Annotated in this window: 21 protein-coding genes and 1 tRNA gene; 7 read left to right on the top strand and 15 right to left on the bottom strand. The window is 59.1% G+C overall.

Translation table 11 applies throughout. The features are described 5' to 3' along the window. Positions 1 to 28: 28 nt before the first annotated feature. Positions 29 to 631: a DUF924 family protein gene (locus ACQUTG_RS06325; protein WP_428918598.1), complete on the bottom strand. Its 603-nt coding sequence runs from the start codon at positions 629 to 631 to the stop codon at positions 29 to 31. Between the two features lie 97 nt (positions 632 to 728). Between ACQUTG_RS06325 and ACQUTG_RS06320 the strand changes: the two genes are divergently transcribed. From ACQUTG_RS06320 to ACQUTG_RS06310, 3 genes are all read left to right on the top strand, one after another. Next, entirely contained in the window at positions 729 to 1,115 is a 387-nt protein-coding gene (locus ACQUTG_RS06320) for a sirohydrochlorin chelatase (RefSeq protein ID WP_428918597.1), read from the top strand. A 41-nt stretch (positions 1,116 to 1,156) separates the two neighbouring features. Continuing rightward, positions 1,157 to 2,065, top strand: coding sequence for a TIGR01777 family oxidoreductase (locus tag ACQUTG_RS06315; RefSeq protein WP_428918596.1), 909 nt, complete (start codon positions 1,157 to 1,159; stop codon positions 2,063 to 2,065). Positions 2,066 to 2,188: 123 nt separating this feature from the next. After that, positions 2,189 to 2,264, top strand: a tRNA-Glu gene (locus ACQUTG_RS06310). 56 nt (positions 2,265 to 2,320) lie between these two features. On the opposite strand, the gene ccoM is transcribed toward ACQUTG_RS06310, so the two are convergent. Then, positions 2,321 to 2,476, bottom strand: a complete 156-nt coding sequence (ccoM, locus tag ACQUTG_RS06305; protein ID WP_428918595.1) for a cytochrome c oxidase subunit CcoM — start codon at positions 2,474 to 2,476, stop codon at positions 2,321 to 2,323. A 239-nt stretch (positions 2,477 to 2,715) separates the two neighbouring features. Here ccoM and ACQUTG_RS06300 point away from each other — a divergent pair, with 239 nt between their 5' ends. The 3 genes from ACQUTG_RS06300 to pta are packed head-to-tail and all read left to right on the top strand — an operon-like array spanning position 2,716 to position 8,519. After that, positions 2,716 to 5,133: an EAL domain-containing protein gene (locus ACQUTG_RS06300; protein ID WP_428918594.1), complete on the top strand. Its 2,418-nt coding sequence runs from the start codon at positions 2,716 to 2,718 to the stop codon at positions 5,131 to 5,133. 18 nt (positions 5,134 to 5,151) lie between these two features. After that, positions 5,152 to 6,363 (top strand): acetate/propionate family kinase, encoded by a 1,212-nt coding sequence (locus tag ACQUTG_RS06295; RefSeq protein ID WP_428918593.1) that lies wholly within the window; start codon positions 5,152 to 5,154, stop codon positions 6,361 to 6,363. 5 nt (positions 6,364 to 6,368) lie between these two features. Then, on the top strand, positions 6,369 to 8,519 hold the full coding sequence (gene pta / locus ACQUTG_RS06290) for a phosphate acetyltransferase (protein ID WP_428918592.1): 2,151 nt from the start codon (positions 6,369 to 6,371) through the stop codon (positions 8,517 to 8,519). Positions 8,520 to 8,529: 10 nt separating this feature from the next. Here pta and der read toward each other — a convergent pair whose 3' ends face one another. The 13 genes from der to trmJ all read right to left on the bottom strand — a co-directional run bounded on the left by der (position 8,530) and on the right by trmJ (position 21,185). After that, positions 8,530 to 9,951: a ribosome biogenesis GTPase Der gene (gene der, locus ACQUTG_RS06285; protein WP_428918591.1), complete on the bottom strand. Its 1,422-nt coding sequence runs from the start codon at positions 9,949 to 9,951 to the stop codon at positions 8,530 to 8,532. Between the two features lie 9 nt (positions 9,952 to 9,960). Continuing rightward, complete coding sequence (gene bamB / locus ACQUTG_RS06280) at positions 9,961 to 11,133, bottom strand: outer membrane protein assembly factor BamB (RefSeq protein WP_428918590.1); 1,173 nt, start codon at positions 11,131 to 11,133, stop codon at positions 9,961 to 9,963. Then, positions 11,133 to 11,789, bottom strand: coding sequence for a YfgM family protein (locus ACQUTG_RS06275; RefSeq protein ID WP_428918589.1), 657 nt, complete (start codon positions 11,787 to 11,789; stop codon positions 11,133 to 11,135). The genes bamB and ACQUTG_RS06275 overlap by 1 nt, the downstream gene beginning before the upstream one ends. 41 nt (positions 11,790 to 11,830) lie before the next feature. Then, positions 11,831 to 13,111, bottom strand: coding sequence for a histidine--tRNA ligase (gene hisS / locus ACQUTG_RS06270; protein WP_428918588.1), 1,281 nt, complete (start codon positions 13,109 to 13,111; stop codon positions 11,831 to 11,833). Positions 13,112 to 13,160: 49 nt separating this feature from the next. After that, the gene (ispG, locus tag ACQUTG_RS06265; protein ID WP_428918587.1) at positions 13,161 to 14,279 is read right to left on the bottom strand and encodes a flavodoxin-dependent (E)-4-hydroxy-3-methylbut-2-enyl-diphosphate synthase; all 1,119 of its coding nucleotides are present in this window, start codon (positions 14,277 to 14,279) and stop codon (positions 13,161 to 13,163) included. A gap of 35 nt (positions 14,280 to 14,314) precedes the next feature. Continuing rightward, positions 14,315 to 15,310, bottom strand: a complete 996-nt coding sequence (locus ACQUTG_RS06260) for a RodZ domain-containing protein (protein ID WP_428918586.1) — start codon at positions 15,308 to 15,310, stop codon at positions 14,315 to 14,317. After that, complete coding sequence (gene pilW, locus ACQUTG_RS06255) at positions 15,300 to 16,061, bottom strand: type IV pilus biogenesis/stability protein PilW (protein WP_428918585.1); 762 nt, start codon at positions 16,059 to 16,061, stop codon at positions 15,300 to 15,302. The genes ACQUTG_RS06260 and pilW overlap by 11 nt, the downstream gene beginning before the upstream one ends. A gap of 76 nt (positions 16,062 to 16,137) precedes the next feature. Then, positions 16,138 to 17,250, bottom strand: a complete 1,113-nt coding sequence (gene rlmN / locus ACQUTG_RS06250; RefSeq protein WP_428918584.1) for a 23S rRNA (adenine(2503)-C(2))-methyltransferase RlmN — start codon at positions 17,248 to 17,250, stop codon at positions 16,138 to 16,140. Positions 17,251 to 17,310: 60 nt separating this feature from the next. Further along, complete coding sequence (gene ndk / locus ACQUTG_RS06245; protein ID WP_092002506.1) at positions 17,311 to 17,739, bottom strand: nucleoside-diphosphate kinase; 429 nt, start codon at positions 17,737 to 17,739, stop codon at positions 17,311 to 17,313. Positions 17,740 to 17,807: 68 nt separating this feature from the next. Then, a complete protein-coding gene (locus ACQUTG_RS06240; protein WP_428918583.1) occupies positions 17,808 to 18,956 on the bottom strand; it encodes an IscS subfamily cysteine desulfurase in 1,149 nt (382 codons plus the stop codon). A gap of 21 nt (positions 18,957 to 18,977) precedes the next feature. Beyond that, on the bottom strand, positions 18,978 to 19,475 hold the full coding sequence (gene iscR / locus ACQUTG_RS06235) for a Fe-S cluster assembly transcriptional regulator IscR (RefSeq protein WP_428918582.1): 498 nt from the start codon (positions 19,473 to 19,475) through the stop codon (positions 18,978 to 18,980). Between the two features lie 77 nt (positions 19,476 to 19,552). Beyond that, positions 19,553 to 20,326, bottom strand: coding sequence for a serine O-acetyltransferase (gene cysE / locus ACQUTG_RS06230; RefSeq protein WP_428918581.1), 774 nt, complete (start codon positions 20,324 to 20,326; stop codon positions 19,553 to 19,555). After that, the gene (trmJ, locus tag ACQUTG_RS06225) at positions 20,319 to 21,185 is read right to left on the bottom strand and encodes a tRNA (cytosine(32)/uridine(32)-2'-O)-methyltransferase TrmJ (RefSeq protein ID WP_428918580.1); all 867 of its coding nucleotides are present in this window, start codon (positions 21,183 to 21,185) and stop codon (positions 20,319 to 20,321) included. Before trmJ ends, cysE begins: the two co-directional genes overlap by 8 nt. A 181-nt stretch (positions 21,186 to 21,366) precedes the next feature. On the opposite strand from trmJ, the gene ACQUTG_RS06220 reads away from it, so the two are divergent. Beyond that, the gene (locus ACQUTG_RS06220) at positions 21,367 to 22,167 is read left to right on the top strand and encodes an inositol monophosphatase family protein (RefSeq protein WP_428918579.1); all 801 of its coding nucleotides are present in this window, start codon (positions 21,367 to 21,369) and stop codon (positions 22,165 to 22,167) included. Positions 22,168 to 22,187: the final 20 nt, after the last annotated feature.

Raw genomic sequence — 22,187 nt, 5'->3', positions numbered from 1 at the left:
CAAATGCCGGCAGAACGCAATCGGAAAGTTACTGCCCGAAAGACTTCCCTCCTTCGAGATACTCTTTCTCTTCGGGAGTCGAGGTTCTCCCGAGCGCCCGGTTCCTGTGGGGAAACCGCCGGAACTCCCGGATAATGGCCCGGTGCTCTTCCGCCGATTCCAGGAAGCTCGCCATGAAATCGCCAAGAATGCCGCGGGTGGTCGCCGCGAGCTGACCGTAACACTCCACCGAGAGGTTCTGGTCTTCCAGACGCTCGGAGTGCTGCAGTGGCATATAGAGAAAAGCGCGCTGTACCGGCACGAGTTCCATGTCCTGTCCCTTGTGCATCGCCTGTCGGCAGAGTTTCCGTGCCAGGACGTCCTGCTCGAATGCGAGCGCCCCACCCCGGAAAATGTTTCGGGAGAACTGGTCCAACAGGATAATTTCGGCCAGGACCCCACCCGGCTCGGTTCGCCAGTGGTCCAGACCCTGTTCGGAAGCAAAAAGCACCATGGAGAGAAACCGCCGACGCACTTCCTGATCAAACTTCCGGTCCGACCGGAACCAGCGGTTGCGATGAAAACGGTCCGGTAGCCCCTGATCGTCAAGCTCCCCGAACCAGAAATCCAGAATCTCTTTCCAATCGAACATTAATCCACGCCCTGATATCTTTAAGGAGCCTCTTATGAGGCGCACAATTGTGCAGGATTACGACGGGGTTCCCCTAACTGATTACCCAGGAGTATGAATGACTAGCAGCCATCGCATTGTTCTTTTGGCCCATGGCAGCAGCGACAAGCGCTGGTGTGAAACCTTTGAACAGCTCGCCGCACCGACCCTTCAGGCCGTTGCAGGCTCACGAATTGCCTATATGGAACTGGCGTCACCCTCCCTGGAGGAGACCATTGCTGAAGGACTCACCGAGAACATTACCGAGTATACGGTCGTTCCATTGTTCCTGGCTGCTGGCCGACACCTGAGAAAGGACGTCCCGGCAATGATCGCGGACCTCGAAAAAGACCATGACGTAAAAATCCATCTTGCGCCACCCATTGGCGAAAATCCGCTGCTTGGCCAGGCCATCAAGGACGTCGTAGCCCTGCAACTGGACCAGGCGAGGAGTTCGGCGCCCTGAATAGGGGGCATTGAAGGATGCACAGGTAAGGAGGCAAGGGTATGGCAAAACGGATTCTCATTACCGGCGGCACCGGCTTTATCGGCAAGGAGCTCTGCCCTCGGTTACTCGAGCGGGGTGACCAGCTCTCCGTGTTCAGTCGACAACCGGCGGAGAGCGTCAAGGCGATATGCGGTCGGGTCGAGACAGTCAACAGCCTGAAATCACTGCGTTCCGGTCAGGGCTTCGATGCGGTGATAAACCTGGCCGGGGAAGGCATTGCAGACAAGCGCTGGTCCGCCAGCCGCAAACAGGCACTCAGGGATAGCCGGATCCGGCTGACCGAAGAGCTTGTCGATGTCATCAGAACCTGGGAAAGGTCACCGCAAGTGATGGTATCCGGTTCTGCTGTCGGCTTTTACGGAGACCAGGGGGCCGCACCTGTGACCGAAGACACCACTCCCAACGACGAATTCACCCACCAGCTCTGCAGGGACTGGGAAAACGCAGCCATGGCACTGGACAGCGGTGACACCCGCATCTGTCTGTCGCGGACCGGCGTTGTCGCCGGGCCCGGCGGAGGTTTCCTGGACAGAATGCTGCCGCCCTTCAAGCTCGGACTGGGTGGCAGACTGGGAAGCGGCCAGCAGTATATGCCCTGGGTGCACCGCACCGATGTTGTCAACGCCTTGATCTGGATGGTCGACACTGAATCCGCCCGGGGCCCGTACAATGTCGTCAGCCCAAATCCGGCTACCAATGCCGAATTCACCAGGACTCTGGGCAGGGTGCTCCATCGTCCCACCCCTTTCCCGGCGCCGGCACCGGTCCTGAAGATAGCCCTGGGCGAAATGTCCCGGCTACTATTGACCGGGCAGAATGCCAGACCAGCCAAACTGATGGCCGAGGGCTTTACCTTCCAATTCGATGAGCTGGAACCTGCCCTGAGGGATGCCGTCGGCAGGCACTAGTAGCGACAGATTTCGGGCGCCCCTCAGGCGCCCGAAATTTTTTTGGTAAAAAGCGTTGACACCGCCCCGGGGCTTACTTAATATACGCGCCACCTCGACGAGGCAAGCTTTTGAAAACGTTGCGTCCCCTTCGTCTAGTGGCCTAGGACTCCGCCCTTTCACGGCGGCAACAGGGGTTCGAACCCCCTAGGGGACGCCAATTTTTTCCTGCTTGAGTAAGGGTTCAGCTTCCCTGCTGAATGGCACCTGAATCCGTCAGACCGGCTTTCCGCCATGCTTGCCCTGATGCTTTTTATCCTGGTGTCCATGCTGCTTCTGATCTTTCATCACGAAGACGCCCACGCCCACGAAAAAGCCCACCATCAGCAGTACAGTTACAATTCCTGCGATTACCACGGCGTCCATATACATAGCTGCTCTCCTTCACTTATCAAACTTGATTAAGCTCAGGTTACGCCGGCCCTGAATGCACGGTATTGACCCAGGTCAAACCAGCCTTTCGCGCACAGATACGCAAAAACACTAATCAATCACACAATTCTCTCCAGTTTTCCTGCATTTGCAGGGAATTTGCCAAAGACAACTGCTATATTCGGGGTTGTGGCGAAGGCTACGGTTTCCTATCCCTTCAGGGTGGCTGTACTCACGACATGCCGAATTTTTCGAAACATTTCCAGCGATTACGCACAAGCTCGCCCCTGTCCCTGAAGCTGCTGGCGTGGATTCTGCTGTTCAGTTCCGTCTTCACAGTGATCGCTTCAGGCATTCAACTCTATACGGACTATCGTAAGGATGTTGGCCTGATCGACCAGCGCCTGAAGGTCATTGAATCCGGCTATGCCTCAAGTCTGGCCAGGAGTCTCTGGGCTCTGGACCAGAAACTCCTGCAAACCCAGATGGAGGGCATCCTCAGCCTACCCGACATTGCCCACCTCAGGCTGCGGATCGAACCCGACTCCGAACTGGTGATGGGCAGTGTTCCAAGGGGGGCGGAGACCAAAACCCACAGCTTCACGCTGGTGCACGATGGCGACCGGAATTTCAAACTCGGTGAACTGACCATCACCGCCAATCTGGACCGTGTATACCGCGAAATGAAACAGAAGATTGGCGTGATTCTGACCACCCAATTCCTGAAAACCTTCTTTGTCTCCGTTCTCATCCTCTGGATCTTCCGGCATCTGGTGACCCGACATCTCTCGGATATGGCCGCCTATGCCCGGGACTTTTCACTTTCCAACCTGTCCCAACCCCTGAATCTGGATCGCCCGGATTCACCGGCCAACCAGAGGGACGAGCTCGGACAGGTGGTGGATGCCATCAATCAGATGCGTGAGCGCCTCAACACCGATATTGCGAGACAGAAACGGGATGCCGCCGAGATCCGGAAGTTCTCCAAGGCCATCGAGCAGAGCCCGTCCTCGGTTCTGATCTGTGACCGCCAGTGGCACATTGAGTACGTCAACCAGAAGTTCACTCAACTGACCGGATTTGACCGTAACTCCATCCTTGGCAAGCACCCTGCGGAGCTGGGAAACGAGGGCGCCCAGAACCGTGAGCGCCAGCACCTGTGGCAATCCATCCGGTTACAGGTACAGCGGGTTGGCGTCTGGCAGGGTGAGGTCAACAGCATACGCAAGAGCGGCGACCGCTTCTGGGAACAGCTGGTGGTCACGCCGATAAAGGACAATGACGCCGAGATCACCGGCTACCTGATCCTCGGCGAGGATGTCAGCATTCGTAAACGCTATGAGCAGCAACTGCTTCGCCAGGCCAACTACGACATCCTCACCGGCCTGCCCAACCGGATGCTCGCACTGGACCGCCTCAAACTTGCCCTGGCCCAGGCCCGCCGCGAGAATACCCTGGTGGGCGTCATGTTCCTCGATCTGGACAACTTCAAACACATCAACGATACCCTCGGCCACGATGCCGGCGACAATCTCCTGATCGAAGCCGCCCGACGAATCTCGAGCTGCCTCCGGGGCACCAGCACGGTCGCCCGCCTCGGGGGTGATGAATTCCTGGTTGTTCTGCCGGGGCTGCCCGGCCCGGACGCCTGTTCCCAGGTCGCGGAGCGGATTCTGAAGACCTTTTCGCCGCCGTTTACCCTGAACGCTCAGGAAGTGTTCGTAACAACCAGTATCGGCATCGCCATATTCCCCTCGGATTCGGACAACAGCGGCACCCTGCTCCAGCACGCCGATGCCGCCATGTACGAAGCCAAGCATAATGGCAAGAGCGCCTACGCCCACTTCTCGCCGGAAATGAGCGAAGTGTCCCACGAGCGGCTCCAGATGGAATCGCTGATGCGCCGGGCCCTGGAATTTAATGAGTTCGAATTGCACTACCAGCCGATAGTGCAGACCGATAGCGGTGAGCCGCAGGCAGCGGAAGCCCTTTTGCGCTGGAACAACCCGACTCTCGGATTGGTTATGCCCGACCGATTCATTCCGCTTGCCGAGGAAACCGGGTTGATCACGCCCGTGGGCGAGTGGGTTCTGCAGGAGGCCTGCCGGACCGCTGTCGGCTGGCACAAAACGGCCGGAAAGGACATCGGCATTTCCGTGAACGTATCTCCACGCCAGTTCCGTGATCCCGGCTTTCTGGAGACGGTAATGGGTGCCCTCCGCAGCAGCGGCCTGAAACCCGAACTGCTCGAACTCGAGATTACCGAAAGACTGCTTCTGGACAATTCCATTGAAACGGCAACCATCCTGTATCAACTGGATCAGGCGGGAGTGCGGCTGTCTGTCGATGATTTCGGAACCGGATATTCTGCGCTGAGCTACCTGAAAAGCTATCCTTTTGACGTGCTCAAGATCGACAAGTCCTTCGTCAACGATGTCATCAAGGAACCGGAGGATGCCTCCCTTGTCCGGGCCATTATCAACATGGCCCACAGCCTGGGTCTCAAGGTGATTGCAGAGGGCGTGGAGGAAGAAGGCCAGGCCACGTTCCTCAGGCAGGAACACTGCGACTATTCCCAGGGCTATTTTTACAGCCGGCCCCAACCGGCCAGGGAGTTTGAGGCCTGGCTACGAGAGAATCACCGGATACCGGTCTGAAACTACGGGAAACGGTTTATGGACAACACAATACTGGTGGTCAATTGCGGCAGCTCCACACTCAAGCTCGCCCTGTTTGACGGGAACAGCCTGAAATGTACCGCCACCGGGCTGGGGGAACGCCTGAACCACGACGATGCAGTGGCATGGATCGACGGAATCGAAGGCGACATTCGGTTACCGGCCGGGGCGACCCATCGGCAAGCCCTGGAGGCTATGACCCGGGCCCTGTCAGACTCCGGCCTGCTGGCGGGCACACCCACCGCCATCGGGCACCGGGTAGTCCACGGTGGTGAGAATTTCCGGGAAGCCGTGCTGATAGACAATGAGGTCCGCCAGGCCATTAACGAGTGCGCCAGCCTGGCGCCCCTGCACAACCCGGTTAACCTCTCGGGGATCGACAGTACCCTGAGTCTTTACCCGAACGTTCCGAACGTTGCCGTGTTCGATACGGCGTACCACCAGACGTTGCCGCCAAAAGCCTACCTCTACGCGGTGCCCCACTCCTATTATCGGGACTGGGGAGTGCGTCGCTATGGCTTTCACGGCATCAGTCACAGCTTCATGCTGACAGAAGCGGCCAGACGGCTGGGCAAGACCCCGGCCACCACTTCCATCATTTCGGCCCACCTTGGCAACGGCTGCAGCATTACCGCCATTCGTGACGGCCTCAGTGCCGACACCAGCATGGGACTTACCCCACTGGAAGGTCTGGTCATGGGCAGCCGCAGTGGCGATATAGACCCCGGCCTGTTTGACTATCTGAAATCAAAGGGGGTCGCCCAGGACCAGCTGCACCACGTGCTGAACCATGAAAGCGGGCTGCTTGGACTGTCCGGCCAGACCAATGATATGCGGAAACTGTGTGACCTGGCCGAACACGGCCATGAGCCATCACTGATCGCGATCGAAGTGTTCTGTTTCAGGCTGGCCCGGTACATTGGTGCAATGATGGCTTCCCTGCGCCATCTGGATGCCCTGGTATTCACCGGCGGCATTGGTGAAAACAGCGCTCGGGTTCGGGAGCAAACCCTGGATAACCTGCAGCTCCTTGGCTTCGACATTGATGACCAGCTGAACCGCTGTAGCGGTGAATACAGTGACGGCCATATCGAGAGCGCGGAATCGAAGTTCCCGGTGCTGGTGATTCCCACCAATGAAGAACGGGTGATTGCCCGGGAAGCCGCTCGTCTTGCCATCGCCTCAAACGGATCCGAAACACCAGGATAATCGCTATGGCCAAAAGTCTTTTTATCGCCCCTACCTCCATGGACGCCGGCCTCACCTCGGTCTGCCTGGGTCTGCTCCGGGCGCTTGAGCGCGTGGGCGTCAGCGTCGGCTTTTATAAGCCTTTCAGCCAGTCGGTACACGAGGCCGAAGCCCGGCATAACGCCGGCCAGGATTCCTCAGTTGCTTTCGTCCGTGACCGCAGCCACCTGGATACACCGGAACCCATTCCGCTGAAGAAAGCCCAGCAGCTGCTCAACCGGCACCAGTCCGATCTGCTGATGGAGAATGTGGTTGGCGAATTCCACAAGGTGGCAAGCAAGGTTGATGTGGTGGTGATCGAGGGCCTGGTGCCCGACCGGAGCGAAGCCTACATTGCCCGCCTGAACGTCGAGGTAGCAAGAAACCTGGGCTCCGAAGTTATCCTGGTCAGTACCCCGAAAAGCTGCAGCCCGGAGGAGCTGGATGAGGAACTGGACTTTTCCCGCCGGCTCTATGCCGACCCCAACGATCCCGATGTCATTGCCGTGATTCTCAACAAGGTGGGAGAACCTGAACAATCCGGCCTGACGCTGCACCGGGACAAAGAGCCGGCAGCGGCAATCGACTACCAGAAAGAATGCCAGGTATTCAGCAAAGGCCAGCTTCGTTTACTCGCTGAAGTGCCCTGGCAACCGGAGTTACTGGCCCCAAGAGTTTCCGACATCGTTCGGGAGCTGGGTGTTGAAGTACTCAACGCCGGTCACATGGAGAAGCGGCGGGTGAAAACTGTATCGGTGTGCGCCCGAACCATCAGAAACATGACCGATACCCTCAAACCCGGCACTCTGATGGTGACCCCCGGTGACCGTGAGGACATCATTGTCACGACCGCTCTGGCAGCGCTCAACGGGGTGCCGTTGGCCGGACTGATGTTGACCGGAGGCCTGATGCCGGCACAGTCCGTCATCGATCTGTGCCGGCGGGCCCTGGATACCGGGTTGCCGGTACTGGGCTCCGACACCAACACCTATGAAAGTGCCCACATGCTTGCCAACCTGTCGACCGCCATTCCGCTGGACGATCCGGAGCGAATCGAACAGGCCATGGATGCGGTTGCCCCCCGAATCGATGCGGAGTGGCTGCGTGAGCACCTGCGAGTGGAGCGCCAGAGCCGGCTGTCTCCGCCGGCGTTCCGGTACCAGCTGTCCGAACGGGCCCGGGCCGCCAACAAACGCATTGTCCTGCCCGAGGGCACCGAACGCAGAACGATACAGGCCGCGATCACCTGCCATGAGCGGCAGCTCGCCCGCTGCGTGCTGATCGGTGACAGGAAAGAGATCGACAGCGTAGTCGCGACCCTGGGACTGACCCTTCCGGATGACATCGAGGTCATTGAGCCTGCTGCCGTGCGCAGCCGTTACGTGGCCGCCATGGTCAGTCTCCGCAAACACAAAGGTCTGACCCCGCAGATGGCCGAGGCCATGCTGGAAGACAACGTAGTGCTGGGCACCATGATGGTTGCCCTGAATGAGGCCGACGGCCTGGTCTCGGGCGCCGTCCATACGACCGCCAATACCGTTCGCCCTGCCCTGCAACTGATCAAGACCCACGATCAGGCCCGCGTGGTTTCCTCGGTGTTCTTCATGCTGCTGCCAGAACAGGTTGTGGTCTACGGAGACTGCGCTATCAATCCGGACCCGAACGCCGAAGAACTCGCGGATATCGCCATTCAGAGTGCGCAATCGGCTGAGGCATTCGGCATCGAGCCGGTGGTGGCAATGATCAGTTACAGCACCGGTGAATCCGGCAGCGGTCAGGACGTGGACAAGGTCCGCGAAGCCACCCGGATCGCCCGTGAGCGGAGACCGGACCTGCTTATCGACGGCCCCTTACAATACGATGCCGCTGCCATCGAGAGCGTCGGGCGCAGCAAGGCACCGGGTAGCAAGGTGGCCGGCCGGGCCACCGTGTTTGTATTCCCTGACCTCAATACCGGCAACACGACCTACAAGGCTGTTCAACGCAGTGCCAACGTGGTCAGTATCGGCCCAATGCTGCAGGGCCTGCGAAAGCCCGTGAATGACCTTTCCCGTGGGGCTCTGGTGGAAGACATTGTCTTCACCATCGCCCTTACGGCGGTACAGGCAAAACAGGTGGAGGATGCCGGGCTGGCGTGAGCCTGCCCGGTTAGCGCTTGAGGCTTTTCTGGCGGGTTTTACGAACGCGGCGCCCCTTCTTCAGGTCATTGTCCTTCTTGACCTTCTGGCGCGGCGTCAGGCGGTCCACCTTGCCGGCGAACGGGTTTTCGCTGGAGCGGAACTCGAAACGGATCGGGGAACCTGTCACCTGCAACACCCGGCGGAAGGTGTTCTCCAGGTACCGTTTGTAGGCACCGGGCAAGGCCTCGGTCTGATTGCCGTGGACCACGATAACCGGGGGATTTGACCCACCCTGGTGGGCGTACCTGAGCTTGATTCGGCGCCCATGGACCATCGGCGGCTGATGCTGGGCGACCGCATCCTGCAGGATCGCCGTCAGGCGGTTGGTCGGCCACTTGGCCATCGCCGATTCGTAGCAGGCTTCCACGGATTCATACATGACCCCCACACCGGAACCGTGCAGTGCGGAAATGTAATGCTTGTCCGCATAATCCAGGAAATCCAGACGCCGCTGCACCTGCTCCTTGACCCTGGCCCGATCGTCCGGATCCATGCCGTCCCACTTGTTCACGGCAATCACCAGTGAACGACCAGCGTCCAGGACGAAACCGATCAGGTGCAGGTCCTGGTCCACCAACCCTTCCCGGGCGTCGATCACCAGAATCACCACATGGGCATCATCGATGGCCTGCAGGGTCTTGATGATGGAAAATTTCTCCACCACTTCGCGAACATTCTTGCGGCGGCGCACACCGGCGGTGTCGATCAATGTGTATTGACTGCCCTGGCGCTCGTAGGGAATGTAGACACTGTCCCGCGTGGTTCCGGGCATGTCGTACACCACCACGCGATCCTCGCCGAGCATCCGATTCACCAGGGTGGACTTACCCACGTTCGGGCGGCCAACCACTCCGATCCGGATTCCCGGGTATTTATCAGCCCGGTCTTCCTCTTCGGCATCTTCGGGGCGCGGCAGCAACTCGTCCAGCATGGACCGGATGCCCCGGTTATGGGACGCGGCAATCAGGTACACGGATTCAAAGCCCAGGCCATAGAAATCCGCAGCCGCGACATCCGGATCCTGGCCGTCGGTCTTGTTCACCACCAGGTGCGCCTGTTTGCCGCTCCGGCGCAGGTGATCGGCAATCATCTCGTCCCCGGCGGTCAGGCCGGCACGGCCATCCACCAGAAACAACACGATGTCCGCTTCCTCGACCGCCTGCATGGACTGGCGAGCCATTTCGGCATCAAGGCCAACCTCATCGCCAGTCAGACCACCGGTATCGATCACGATAAACCGCTGGCCCTCGTAGTTGCCCTCACCGTACTTACGGTCACGGGTGAGCCCGGGGAAATCCGCCACGAGGGCGTCCCTGGAACGGGTCATCTGATTAAACAGGGTCGACTTGCCGACGTTCGGCCGGCCGACAAGGGCGATTACTGGGGTCATAATGGTGCGTTACTCTACTGGCCTGAGTTCGAAATTCACCAGGCGGCCGCTGTTTCCAAAAACGAGCAGATTACCATTGCTCAGGCGTTGTGCCGGTACGCGGATACCCTCATCGTCGAACTCAAGCTGGCCCTGCAGGCTGCCGTCTTCCTGGGATATGGCATGGAGGTAACCCTCATAGTCACCCACCACCAGGTAATCTCCCGATACCATCGGCTGGGTCAGCTGGCGCCAGGACAGGCGGTCCTGCACCCATAATTCCCGGCGATCGGAACCCCGCAGGGCGACAATGTCCCCGTTGGCCGAAGCAAGATAAATCGAGCCATTGCCAATCATCGGTGAGTAAAGGCTGGATGCCTTCTTGCTCCAGATTTCCTGGCCGGTCCGGATATCCAGGAGCGCAAGCTTGCCCTGGTAACCCACCACCATCAGGGCGGAATCCAGCACCAGCGGCTGGCCGCCGATATCCACCAGACGCTCAAGTTCGGTGCGCCCCTGGGGCTGGCCAACCTCATACTGCCAGAGGGGACGCCCGGAATCGCCGGACAGCGCAATCAACTTGCCGTTGGCAAAGGAGGCAATAACGATATCGCCGCCCACCAACGGAGCTGCCGCGGCCCGCATCGAAAGCACGGGAACCTGACCCTCGTACTGCCAGAGCCTGGTTCCGTCATCAGCGTCAAACGCCAGCACACGCCCGTCGGTAGTCTGGGTGACCACGATAGATCCGTTCGATTGGGGCGCTGCCAGGACTTCCGTCGGGAGTGGTGCCCGCCATTGCTCTTCGCCCCCGTCACGGGAGAGCGCGAGCAAATCGGCTTCCCTGGTCACCAGGTACAACTGGTTGGCATCGCCACCGATGCCCGCGAAGATCCGGTCCTTGAGTTCCCGCTCCCAGAACACCTCGCCGTTTTCCGGGGCCACCGCAACCAGCTCTCCATCTGCGGATGCTGCGTACAGGGTATCGCCGGCATTCAGCGGTGCCAGGTACAGGAAGTCGCCATCGTGACCGTCACCCACGGACATGCTCCAGACCTGCTTGAATTTCACAGTCGGATCAATCTCCGGAACCGGTGCGGGCTGTTCAAAGGTGTCTGTGGTGCTGCATCCGCTGAGTCCCGCCAAGGCAAACAGTCCTGCCAACAGGAGCGGTTTCGGGCTGCTGAAACGAAGGCCCGGCATCAGGCATCCTCCCTGACACCCAGGTCAGACAGCTTCAGTTCAAGAATGCCGCTACGGCCCTGGGAGCTCTGTTCGCGGGCGGCCAGATAGGCTTCTTTGGCCGCTTCCCGGTCCCCCTGGGCAAGCAGGATGTCACCCTTCAGTTCCGAAAGGATGGGCGCAAAGGTTCCGGCATTGCTGACGCCGTCGATCGTGGCCAGTGCCTCTTCAAGCTGGCCGGCAGCGAACTGGGCACGGGCCAGGCGATTCTGCACAACCAGCGTCAGGGCGGCGTGATCCCTGGCCTTTTCCAGAGCCCACTTGAGCGACTCGACAGCCCCTTCGGCATCGCCCTGCTCCATCAGCTGTTGCCTGGCAAGGATCAGGTTGCCGTAGACGGCGTAAGCGCTGTCGGTATAGTCTTCCCGCAGCTTTTCCGCGACAAAGGCCACCGTTTCACCGGAGGTCTCGTCCGCCTGATTGCTGAATGCGTTCAGCAGGTTGGCAAACTGGTTTGCCGCTTCCGTCCGCTGCTGTGCCTGATGGTTCTGCCAGGCTTGCCAGCCAAACACGATGGCAAGTGCGGCACCGATACCAATCAGCAGGGAGCTGCCGTTTCTCTTCCACCAATCCTTGATCGCCTGGACCTGTTCTTCTTCGGTGCGCAGTTCAGCCATGATGACTCCTGTTGGAAATTATTGCTTTTATAACGTTGGATTCAGTTTGAAAGTACGTCCGCCAATGCCTGAGCCAGCTCCGCCTGGGGAACTTCCCTTTGCGACTCGTCAGACCGCAGCGGTTTCAGGCCGGCCGTACCTCCGGCCACTTCATTCTCGCCAAGAATAACGGCATATCGGGCCCCGCTCTTGTCCGCTTTCTTCATCTGGCTCTTGAAACTGCCGCCGCCACAATGGGTCACCACCACACAGTCCGGGAGTTCGTTGCGAAGCTGCTCCGCCAGTGCCAGGGCCGGGGCCACGGCCCCTTCACCCATGGCGGTCACGTAGACGTCGGCGTTGCTGTTCACATGATCCGGGATCAGGTCCAGGGTCTCCAGCAACAGGATGAGGCGCTCTATCCCCATGGCGAAGCCGACGGCAAATGTGGGCTTGCCGCCCAACTGTTCCACCAGCCCGTCGTAGCGGCCACCGGCGCAGACAGTACCCTGGGCTCCGAGACTGTCGGTGATCCACTCGAAAACGGTCTTGCCGTAATAGTCGAGCCCCCGTACCAGTGCCGGATTAACCGTATACTCAATACCTGCCGCATCCAGCAACTCACGCAGACGCTCGAAATGGGCCCGGGATTCATCGTCCAGATAATCGTCCAGGCGCGGGGCATTCTCGAGAATCTTGCGGGTACCGGTATCCTTGCTGTCCAGGATGCGCAGTGGATTGGTGTCCATCCGGCGCTGGCTGTCTGCATCCAGTTCCGACTTGTACTGGCTCAGGTAGTCCACCAGCGCGGAGCGGTAGGTCTTCCGGGATTCGGAGGTGCCGATGGAATTGATTTCCAGCCGGGTATGGCCGGAGAGTCCCAATGCCTGCCACAGGCGCGCGGTCAGAATCAGCAATTCGGCATCGATGTCCGGGCCGCTCATGCCGAAGCACTCTACCCCGATCTGATGGAACTGGCGGTAGCGACCTTTCTGGGGCCGTTCGTGCCGGAACATCGGGCCCGTATACCACAGGCGACGGGTCTGGTTGAACAGCAGACCGTGCTCCTCCGCAGCGCGCACACAACCGGCAGTGCCCTCGGGCCGCAGAGTCAGGCTGTCGCCATTCCGGTCCTCGAAGGTATACATCTCTTTCTCGACAATGTCGGTGACTTCACCGATGGAGCGCTTGAACAGATCCGTCTGCTCGACAATTGGCATCCGGATTTCCTGGTAGCCATACTGACGGAGAACCTTCCGCACGGCCGCTTCCACAAACTGCCATACCGGCGTCTGTTCCGGCAGGATATCGTTCATCCCGCGAATTGCCTGAATTTTAGCCAAGTGAAACCCTTAACTGTTTCTGATGGTTAACTGGTGAACGAGAGACTGGTCAGTCGTCTGACCGTGCGATGATGGCCTCTTCCTGCTCTTTCCTGCGTGCCACTTCTTCCCGGATCAAACGTTCCAGGTCATCGGTCAGGGTGGCGTTATCCAGTTTCTGGTTCGGCTTGCCGCCCATATAGAACAGATTCCTGGGACTGCCACCGGTGAGGCCGATGTCGGCTTCCTTGGCTTCCCCCGGACCGTTGACGATACAACCGATAATGGCAACGTCCAGGGAGGTGTTGACGTCCTCCAGCCGGGCCTCCAGATCGTTCATGGTCTGGATCACATCAAAGTTCTGACGGGAGCAGCTCGGGCAGGCAATGAAATTGATGCCGCGGCTGCGCAGGCGAAGGCTCTTGAGAATATCGAAACCAACCTTGATCTCCTGGACCGGGTCGGCTGCCAGGGACACCCGGATGGTGTCGCCGATACCGTCCATCAACAGCATGCCCAGGCCGATGGACGACTTCACCGTGCCAGAACGGAAACCACCGGCTTCAGTGATACCAAGGTGCAACGGCTGCTCGATCTGGCTGGCGATCTTCCGGTAGGCATCGACGGTCATGAACACTTCGGAGGCCTTGAGACTGACCTTGAAATCCTGGAAATCATGACGATCCAGGATGTCGATATGGCGCATGGCGGATTCAACCAGCGCATCGGCGGTAGGCTCACCGTATTTGCGCTGAAGGCTCTTTTCCAGAGAACCGGCGTTGACGCCGATCCGGATCGGAATGTTCCGGTCCCTGGCGGCACTGATCACCGCGTTCACGCGATCGTCGCGACCGATGTTGCCCGGATTGATGCGCAAGCAGTCCACACCCAACTCGGCAACGCGCAACGCGATCTTGTAATCAAAGTGGATGTCGGACACCAGGGGAACCGAAACCTGATCACGGATCTTGCCAAAAGCCTCGGCTGCATCCATGGAGGGCACCGAGACCCGGACGATATCGGCACCGGCCTCTTCCAGGGCGCGGATCTGTGCCACGGTGGCGTCCACATCGCATGTGTTGGTGTTGGTCATGCTTTGTACCGCGATCGGCGCATCACCACCCACCGGTACATTTCCAACCATGATCTGGCGGGATTTACGTCTCTTGATCGGGGATTCGTGTTTCATGTCTGACTGACCAATAAAAAGATCGACTGTACCTGTCAGAGGGACAGTGTGAATTCGGTTCGGTTGTTGGCAACCCGGAAGTCACCAAGGTCGACCGGCTCTCCCTGGAAACGGACGGAACCTACCGCGTCCACGGCTCCGATAACAACCCGGAGCGGCGCGTCGCCTGACACATCTATTCTGTCACCCTGACGTTGCAGGGATGCGACCAGGCGGTTGCCGTCCGCATCACTCACCTGCACCCAACAATCCGCGGTGAAGGTCATCTGGAGCCGGGCTGTATTCGCAACTGCTACCGGCTCTTCAGGATTCTCTACCAGTGGTTCCGGCTCTTCAACAACGGGAACCGGCTGTTCGACAGCCGGTTCCTGAGCCGGTTCCTGAACGGTAGCTTCCCCGGCCACGAGTTCGGGAGGCTCTCCGCCTACGGTGTCGCCGGAAACGCTCCCGATCTCGGGAGCAGCCAGTGGCTCTTCAACCGCACCAGGTTCGACAACATCCTCGGTCACCTGAGTATCCGATCCGGACGGAGAATCAGCCTCTGCCACATCCGATTCAGGCTGAATTTCCGACGCTTGGTCCGGAGCCTCAGTGCTGGTTGACGCAACGTCATTCTGCAGGATGAAGCGGTAAGCGAGAAAGCCCGCCAGAGCAATAGCCACGATCAGGAGCAGCATCTTGGCAATGCGGCGTTTCTGGCGCCGACGGCGCTCGATGTCCACCAGCGGATTGGCCTCATGCTGCTTTTCCCGCTCGATTCGAAGCGGTTCCAGTTCGCGATCGAGATCGTTGATCAGGCTCTCGGGGTCAAGCCCCACCTGGCTTGCGTACGCCCGGACATAGCCTTTAAGGAACAGCTCGCTGTCAATCCGGGTATGCTCACTGTTCTCGATGGCCTGAATAATCGCGGGCCTCAGATGTTGCGCGCGGGCTATGTCGTCGACACCAAGCCCAATTTTTTCCCGGGCGCGCTTGAGCTGCTGCCCGACAGGATCACCTACCACTGGTTGGGGATTTTCATCACTGGCCATTAGAAATCAGTACCTTATATTGTTGGTATTCCACTGACTCCGGGTATTCATTCTTCAGCAACATCGCCAGGCTCGCCTCCTGGTCCCTGTCATTGAAATAGCGGGCGATACGAATGCCCGTGTACAGACTTTCCGCGGAATGCGTCATGCGCGGATTCCGGGCGATGGCTGTGGAAAGTCGGCTGTAATAACGCGAGGCCGCCTCATACTCGCCCTGCTCCACCAGTACCCGCGACAAGGCAAGCAGCGGCCGGGCATCTCCCCGGGACAGCTCAATGGCGCGGCGGTAGGACGTGACGGCATTATCCGTCTCTTCGAGACGCTCCTGGGCCATGCCAAGATTGAAAAATACCGAGCCACGATCCTGGTACTCGGTATCCCTTGAGGCTGCCCGGAACTGATCACGGGCATCCGCGAATCGACCCTGACCATACAGGAAGGCGCCATAGTACACCCTCGCCCGGGTATAGCTTCCATCGGCACTGATTGCCTTGCGGAAACTGGATTCGGCGAGCTCCGCTTCACCTTCGGTATTGTAAATCAGGCCCATCGCAGCCAGTGCCGCGGGGGATCCCGGTTCCAGCTTGAGGGCCCGATCGAGGTGGTGCCGGGCACGGTCAATGTTCCCCTGGCCAATATAAGCGGTGGCCAACTGCACGTAGTTATCAACAGCTTCCTGGCGATCGGCTTCCCGGGAGAACCGACTGTCAGTAGTGGTGACACATCCGGCGAGCCCTGTGGCCAATGACATCAAAGCTACAAGGAATAAACGTCTGATCACCGGTTTAGTCGCCACTGTTCTGCAGTCCTCGCATCTGGTTTGTGAATCAGGGGTTCACCTGTTGTACCTCAATGTACCGCTGACTGCGGCGGGTGCGATCCTCGACCCGGCCAACGAGCTGCCCACAGGCTGCATCAATATCATCACCCCGGGTAGTCCGGATAGTGGCGATATATCCGGCCTCGTTGAGGACGGTCTGGAACCGGCGGGTGGCATTCATGCTCGGACGCCGGAAATCGCTTTCCGGGAACGGATTGAAAGGAATCAGGTTGATCTTGCAGGGCAGCCCCTTCAACAGGACGGCCAGTTGCCGGGCGTGTTCCGGCTGGTCATTCATCCCCTCGATCACGGTGTACTCAATGGTTGCCTTGCGTTTGTCAGGCAGCCGGCTGAGATACCGCCGCGTTGCCGCGAGCAACTCCGCTATCGGGTACTTTTTATTCAACGGTACCAACTGGTTACGCAACTCATCATTAGGGGCATGGAGCGAAATGGCCAGTGAAACATCGGTAACCTCGCCCAAACGGTCCAATGCCGGCACCACACCGGAGGTGCTCAAAGTGACCCGGCGCTTGGAGATACCGTAGGCCAGGTCCTCCATCATAAGGTTCATGGCATCAACGACGTTGTCGAAGTTGAGCAGTGGCTCTCCCATGCCCATCATCACCACGTTGGTAATCGGCCGATCGGCGTTGGGGTCGAACGGCATGAAGGCCTTGCGGGCCACCCACACCTGGCCGATGATCTCCGCTGCCGTCAGGTTCCGATTGAACCCCCGCTTGCCGGTGGAGCAGAAGGTGCAATCCAGGCTGCAACCGATCTGGGAAGAGACGCACAGGGTGCCCCGCTCCCCATCCGGGATCAGGACGGTCTCGACACTGTTGCCGTTATCCATGCGCATGACCCACTTGCGGGTGCCATCTTTGGAGCTTTCGTCGTAGACCACCTCTGGCCCGCGAACTTCGGCTACCGCTTTGAGCTTTTCCCGGAGCGCTTTGCTCATATTGGTCATTTGGTCGAAGTCATCCACGCCGCGCTGGTGGATCCACTGCAGCACCTGCTGCGCACGGAAGCGCTTCTCGCCCAGGGATTCGAAGAAGGCCTCCAGCTTGACCTTGGGCATCCCCAGCAGATTGGTTTTTTCAGCAGCAGCTGTCATTTCATAACCTCGATCAAATAACCAATTCGGGGCAGTCGAAGACTGCCCCTTACAACCGGATCAGCCGCGCGGGCAGATCTCGTTGTCATTAAAGAAATAGGCGATTTCGCGCTCGGCAGAGGCCGCGGAATCAGAGCCGTGAACGGCGTTGGCATCGATGGAAGATGCGAAATCGGCGCGGATGGTGCCAGCTTCGGCTTCCTTCGGGTTGGTGGCACCCATCAGGTCACGGTTCTTCAGAATGGCGCCTTCGCCTTCCAGAACCTGAACCACAACCGGACCAGAGGTCATGAACGCTACCAGATCATTGAAGAACGGACGCTCTTTGTGCTCAGCGTAGAAGCCTTCAGCCTGCTCCTGGGTCAGGTGCATCATCTTGGCGGCAACAATCTGCAGGCCAGCCTTCTCGAAACGGCTGTAGATTTCGCCAATCACGTTCTTGGCGACTGCGTCGGGTTTGATGATAGAGAGCGTGCGCTCATTTGCCATGGTAAGTCTCCAGTATGGTTCAGGTTAAAATTCTGGCCTGCGATTATACGCAGTCCGGGGGCTACTGCCTACCGCACTGCGCGCAGGCGCCTAACAACATCAACGATTTGCGAACTGGCAAAGGCCACTTCTTCCTCAGTGGTGAAACGCCCCATGGAGAACCGCAGCGCCCGGTGCGCCTGCTCGTCGCTCAGGCCGATGCCGCGCAACACGAAAGAAGGCTCGATGGTTGCGGACGAACAGGCAGAGCCGGAGGAAACCGCCAGATCCCGCAGGCCGAGCATCAGCGATTCCGCTTCCACTCCGTCAAACGAAAGATTGACCAGACCCGGTACGCGATGGGACTCGCTGCCGTTCACGGTTACACCTTCAAGACCCTCCAGGCCTTTCAGGAAAGCGGTACGCAGGGATTCGAGCCTGGCCATCTCCGCTTCAAGCCCATCCGCGGCAATCGCAAAGGCCTTGCCCATCCCAACAATCTGGTGAGTCGGCAGGGTCCCGGAACGCATTCCCCGCTCGTGGCCTCCGCCGTGCATCTGGGCCTCGATCCGCACATCCGGGGACCGGCGCACATAAAGCGCACCAATACCCTTGGGTCCGTAGACCTTGTGTCCGGACAAAGACAACAGGTCTACCGGGGTCCGGTTCAGGTCAATGGGCATCTTGCCGGCAGCCTGGGCAGCGTCCACATGGAACAGAACACCCCGCTCACGGAGTTCACTGCCAATCGACGCAATATCAGTAACGCAGCCCAGTTCGTTGTTCACCAGCATCAGGCTCACCAGGACCGTGTTCTCCCGGAGCGCCTCGATGACCCGGCCCGGAGGAATCCGCCCCTCCGGATCGGGGTCCAGCCAGGTGACTTCCACGCCGCGATCTTCTAGCCATTTGCAGGTATCGATAACTGCCTTGTGCTCGATTTTCGAGGTAATGATATGGACACCCCTGCGATCGCCCACCGCGCCCTTGATCGCAAGGTTATCGGACTCGGTAGCGCCGGAGGTCCAGACAATCTCCCTGGGATCGGCGGAAATCAGGTCGGCAACCTGCCGGCGGGCAGCCTCAACCGCCGCCTCGGCCTGCCAGCCATAGGCATGGGAACGGGAAGCGGGGTTCCCGAACACACCATCCAGCGTGAGGTATTTGGCCATTTCACCGGCAACGACGGGATCAACGGGCGTCGTGGCCGCGTAATCCAGATATACGGGCTTTTTCATGATATGTAAGAACGTTCTGTATCAGGCCGGCGCCTGGTCGGTCAGACGGTCGGTGTTGATGGTTTCAGAATCCTTGCCGCCCTGGAGACGGTTCTGGCGATCCGCAACCTGACGGATTTCATGCTTCTTCATCAGATCCCCGAGACTTATCTCGCTGAGAAACTGATGAATCTGATCGCTCAGATCAGACCAGAGATGGTGGGTAAGGCACTTCTCCCCATTCTGGCAGTCACCCTTGTTACCACAGCGGGTGGTATCCAGGGACTCACTGACCGCATCCACCACCTCGGCGATGTAGACACGATCAGCATCACGGCTCAGGCGGTAACCACCACCCGGGCCACGGATACTGACAACCAGTTTCTGCCGGCGCAGACGGGAGAAAAGCTGTTCCAGGTAGGATAACGAGATTTCCTGCCGGGATGATATATCCGCCAGACTGACCGGCCCCTGATCCCCGTGAAGGGCCAGGTCCAACATCGCCGTAACAGCATAGCGGCCTTTGGTGGTCAGTTTCATGGCGTCAGCCCCGCGACGGGAATGAATCTCGATTAACAGATGCGAGTATGAATTGACCCAGTATTTCAGTCAAGTATTCAACCCCGCGTATCCGTGTCATCCCGGACACAGTCAAAGTCCTCCTCATCCAGCGGCGGCAGCTCGCCATTCTGGTATTCACTGTTAACCTTGCGGATCGCTTTGCACATGTTCTCGATGCGGTCATCGACCGCATGCATGTGATCAAGCAGTGCACGCATGGCCCGTGCCACCGGGTCCGGCATTTCCTCGGTCACCCCGTAAGCATCGAAACCCATGCGCTCTTCCATCTCTTTGCGGCGGACATCGTCTTCGGATTTGCGTTTGACGATCACCCGCCCCGGTATGCCAACCACCGTGGCGCCGGCGGGTACCGCCTTGGTCACGACAGAGTTGGAACCTATCTTGGCACCCTCACCCACTTCAAACGGCCCGAGGATCTTGGCACCTGCGCCGACGACAACACCATCTCCGATGGTCGGATGGCGCTTGCCCTTGTTCCAACTGGTGCCCCCAAGAGTCACGCCCTGGTAGAGGGTCACATCATCACCGATAACCGTAGTCTCACCAATTACCACACCCATGCCGTGGTCGATAAAGAATCGTCGGCCGATGGTTGCTCCCGGATGGATCTCGATGCCGGTGAACCAGCGGGCCAGGGTTGATACCGTGCGGGCCAGCCATTTCAGCCCCAGCTTCCAGAGCCAGTGGGCAAACCGGTGAAACAGCAAAGCATGGAGGCCCGGGTAATTGGTGAGAACCTCGAACGTGTTCCGCGCCGCCGGATCCCGGTGAAAAACACTGTTAATGTCTTCCCGCAATTGTTCAAACATGGCCATTTTCCTGTCCCGTCGCCGATGGCTCACCATCAGTGGATCGGCGTTGATTTGGTGCCTTGCCGGCAGCCTTCTGGGCCGCCGTCAGGATGCCACGGAGAATGTTGACTTCCATCTGATCAAGTCTGGCCCGCTGGAAAAGCCTCCGCAAGCGGATCATCAGCTGGCGCGGATTCTCACGGCGGTGAAACTCCACGTCCACAAGCATCTGTTCCAGATGTCCGAAGAACCCTTCCACATCCCTGACCGAAGCCGGAGACACATCCCAGCCGGCATCGCCCGGTGCCGACATGGGCTTGAGGTATGGGCTACCTTCGCCACCTTCAAGGTTACGAAGATAAAGCATCCGCAACTCGTAACACATCACCTGTACCGCCATGGCCAGATTCAGGGAGCTGTATTCCGGGTTGGACGGGATATGAATGTGGTGGTGACAATGCTGGAGCTCATCATTACTCAGACCGTTGCTCTCGCGCCCGAACACCAGCGCAACGCTACCACCGGCAGACGCTTCCGCTGCAGCCCTGGCCGATTCGGGGGGCGGCATCACCGGCCAGGGCACCTTGCGGCCGCGGGCACTGGTGCCCATCACCAGCACGCAATCGTCAATGGCTTCTTCCAGGCTGGCGACTACCTGTGCACGGTCGAGCACATCCGAGGCACCGGCGGCGCGGGCATAGGATGCTTCGTCCGGAAAGGATTTCGGATTGACCAGCCACAGGTTCCCCAGTCCCATGTTCTTCATGGCCCGGGCAACCGCGCCAATGTTTCCCGAATGGGAAGTTTCCACCAGAACAATGCGGATCCGGTCGTTATAGGTGTCCGAGCCTTCCATAGGGAGCGCGGGTTTGTGCATGATCAAAAAGCCCGTTTCTGTGTGCAGAGTGAACCAAGCGCGACATGATAGCAGAACCACGCTCCTCCGACCTCTCCGGAATAGCCGTCATCCGTGGTTTTCCGGAGTCAAAAAACATACAAGGGAGGTGATCTTTTGCTATCATACCCGGCCTCCACACACCTGGATAATGAACACTCAGATGCAACCAGCAATCAAAATGGCCCTGCGCGTTGCGCGTCAGGGGTCCGACTACCTGAAAGCCCATTTCGAGCGCCAGGAACCCAACGGCAAGGACGAGAGCGAACGTCGCCGCCAGCTGGATCGGGTTGAACAGTCCATCTATGACAACTTCAAGGAGCAGCTCGAGAAGTCCTATAAGGACCACGAGATTGCTCCGTTGAACGAGGCCAGCGCCGGCACCAGCGAGAAGAGCTGGCATATCTTTCCGGTTCTGGGCCGCGAAAACTTTCTCCGCGGGATTCCGGATTTCGTTCTGGCCCTGTCCCAGAAGCGGAACAACCGCACTGAAAACCTGCTGATCGTGAACCCGATTACCGGCGAAGAATATTCCGCGTCCCGGGGTCACGGCGCAGCCCTCAACAGCCGGCGGGTACGCACTTCGGAAATCAGGCATTTCGACAAGGCCGCCATTGCCACCAACCTGCTGGATCAGGCGCGCAAGAGCGATAACTCACAGCTGTGGGGTGAAATGGCCGCGGTCATCGCCCACGATTCAGCCATGTTTCGCAGTTCCGGCTGCGTAGTGCTGGATATTGCCCGGGTTGCCTCGGGCAGCCTTGATGCTGCCGTCATCTTCCGCCCGGAAGCGGCCGATCTGGACCTGGGCGTGACCCTGGCCATGGAATCCGGCGCACTGACCGGTGACTTCTCCGGCAACCCGTCTACCGGTAACGCCCGGCAACTGGTCGTGGCCAATCCCAAGCTGTTCCGGGAAGTTCTGAAAACCCTGCACCCCTTCCGGGGCCGCCTGCCGCGCTGATCAACAGCTTCGGCAAGCCA

Source organism: Marinobacter sp. DUT-1 (assembly GCF_050379415.1).
Classification (GTDB): domain Bacteria; phylum Pseudomonadota; class Gammaproteobacteria; order Pseudomonadales; family Oleiphilaceae; genus Marinobacter.
This window is presented reverse-complemented; position numbering and strand designations above follow the sequence as displayed.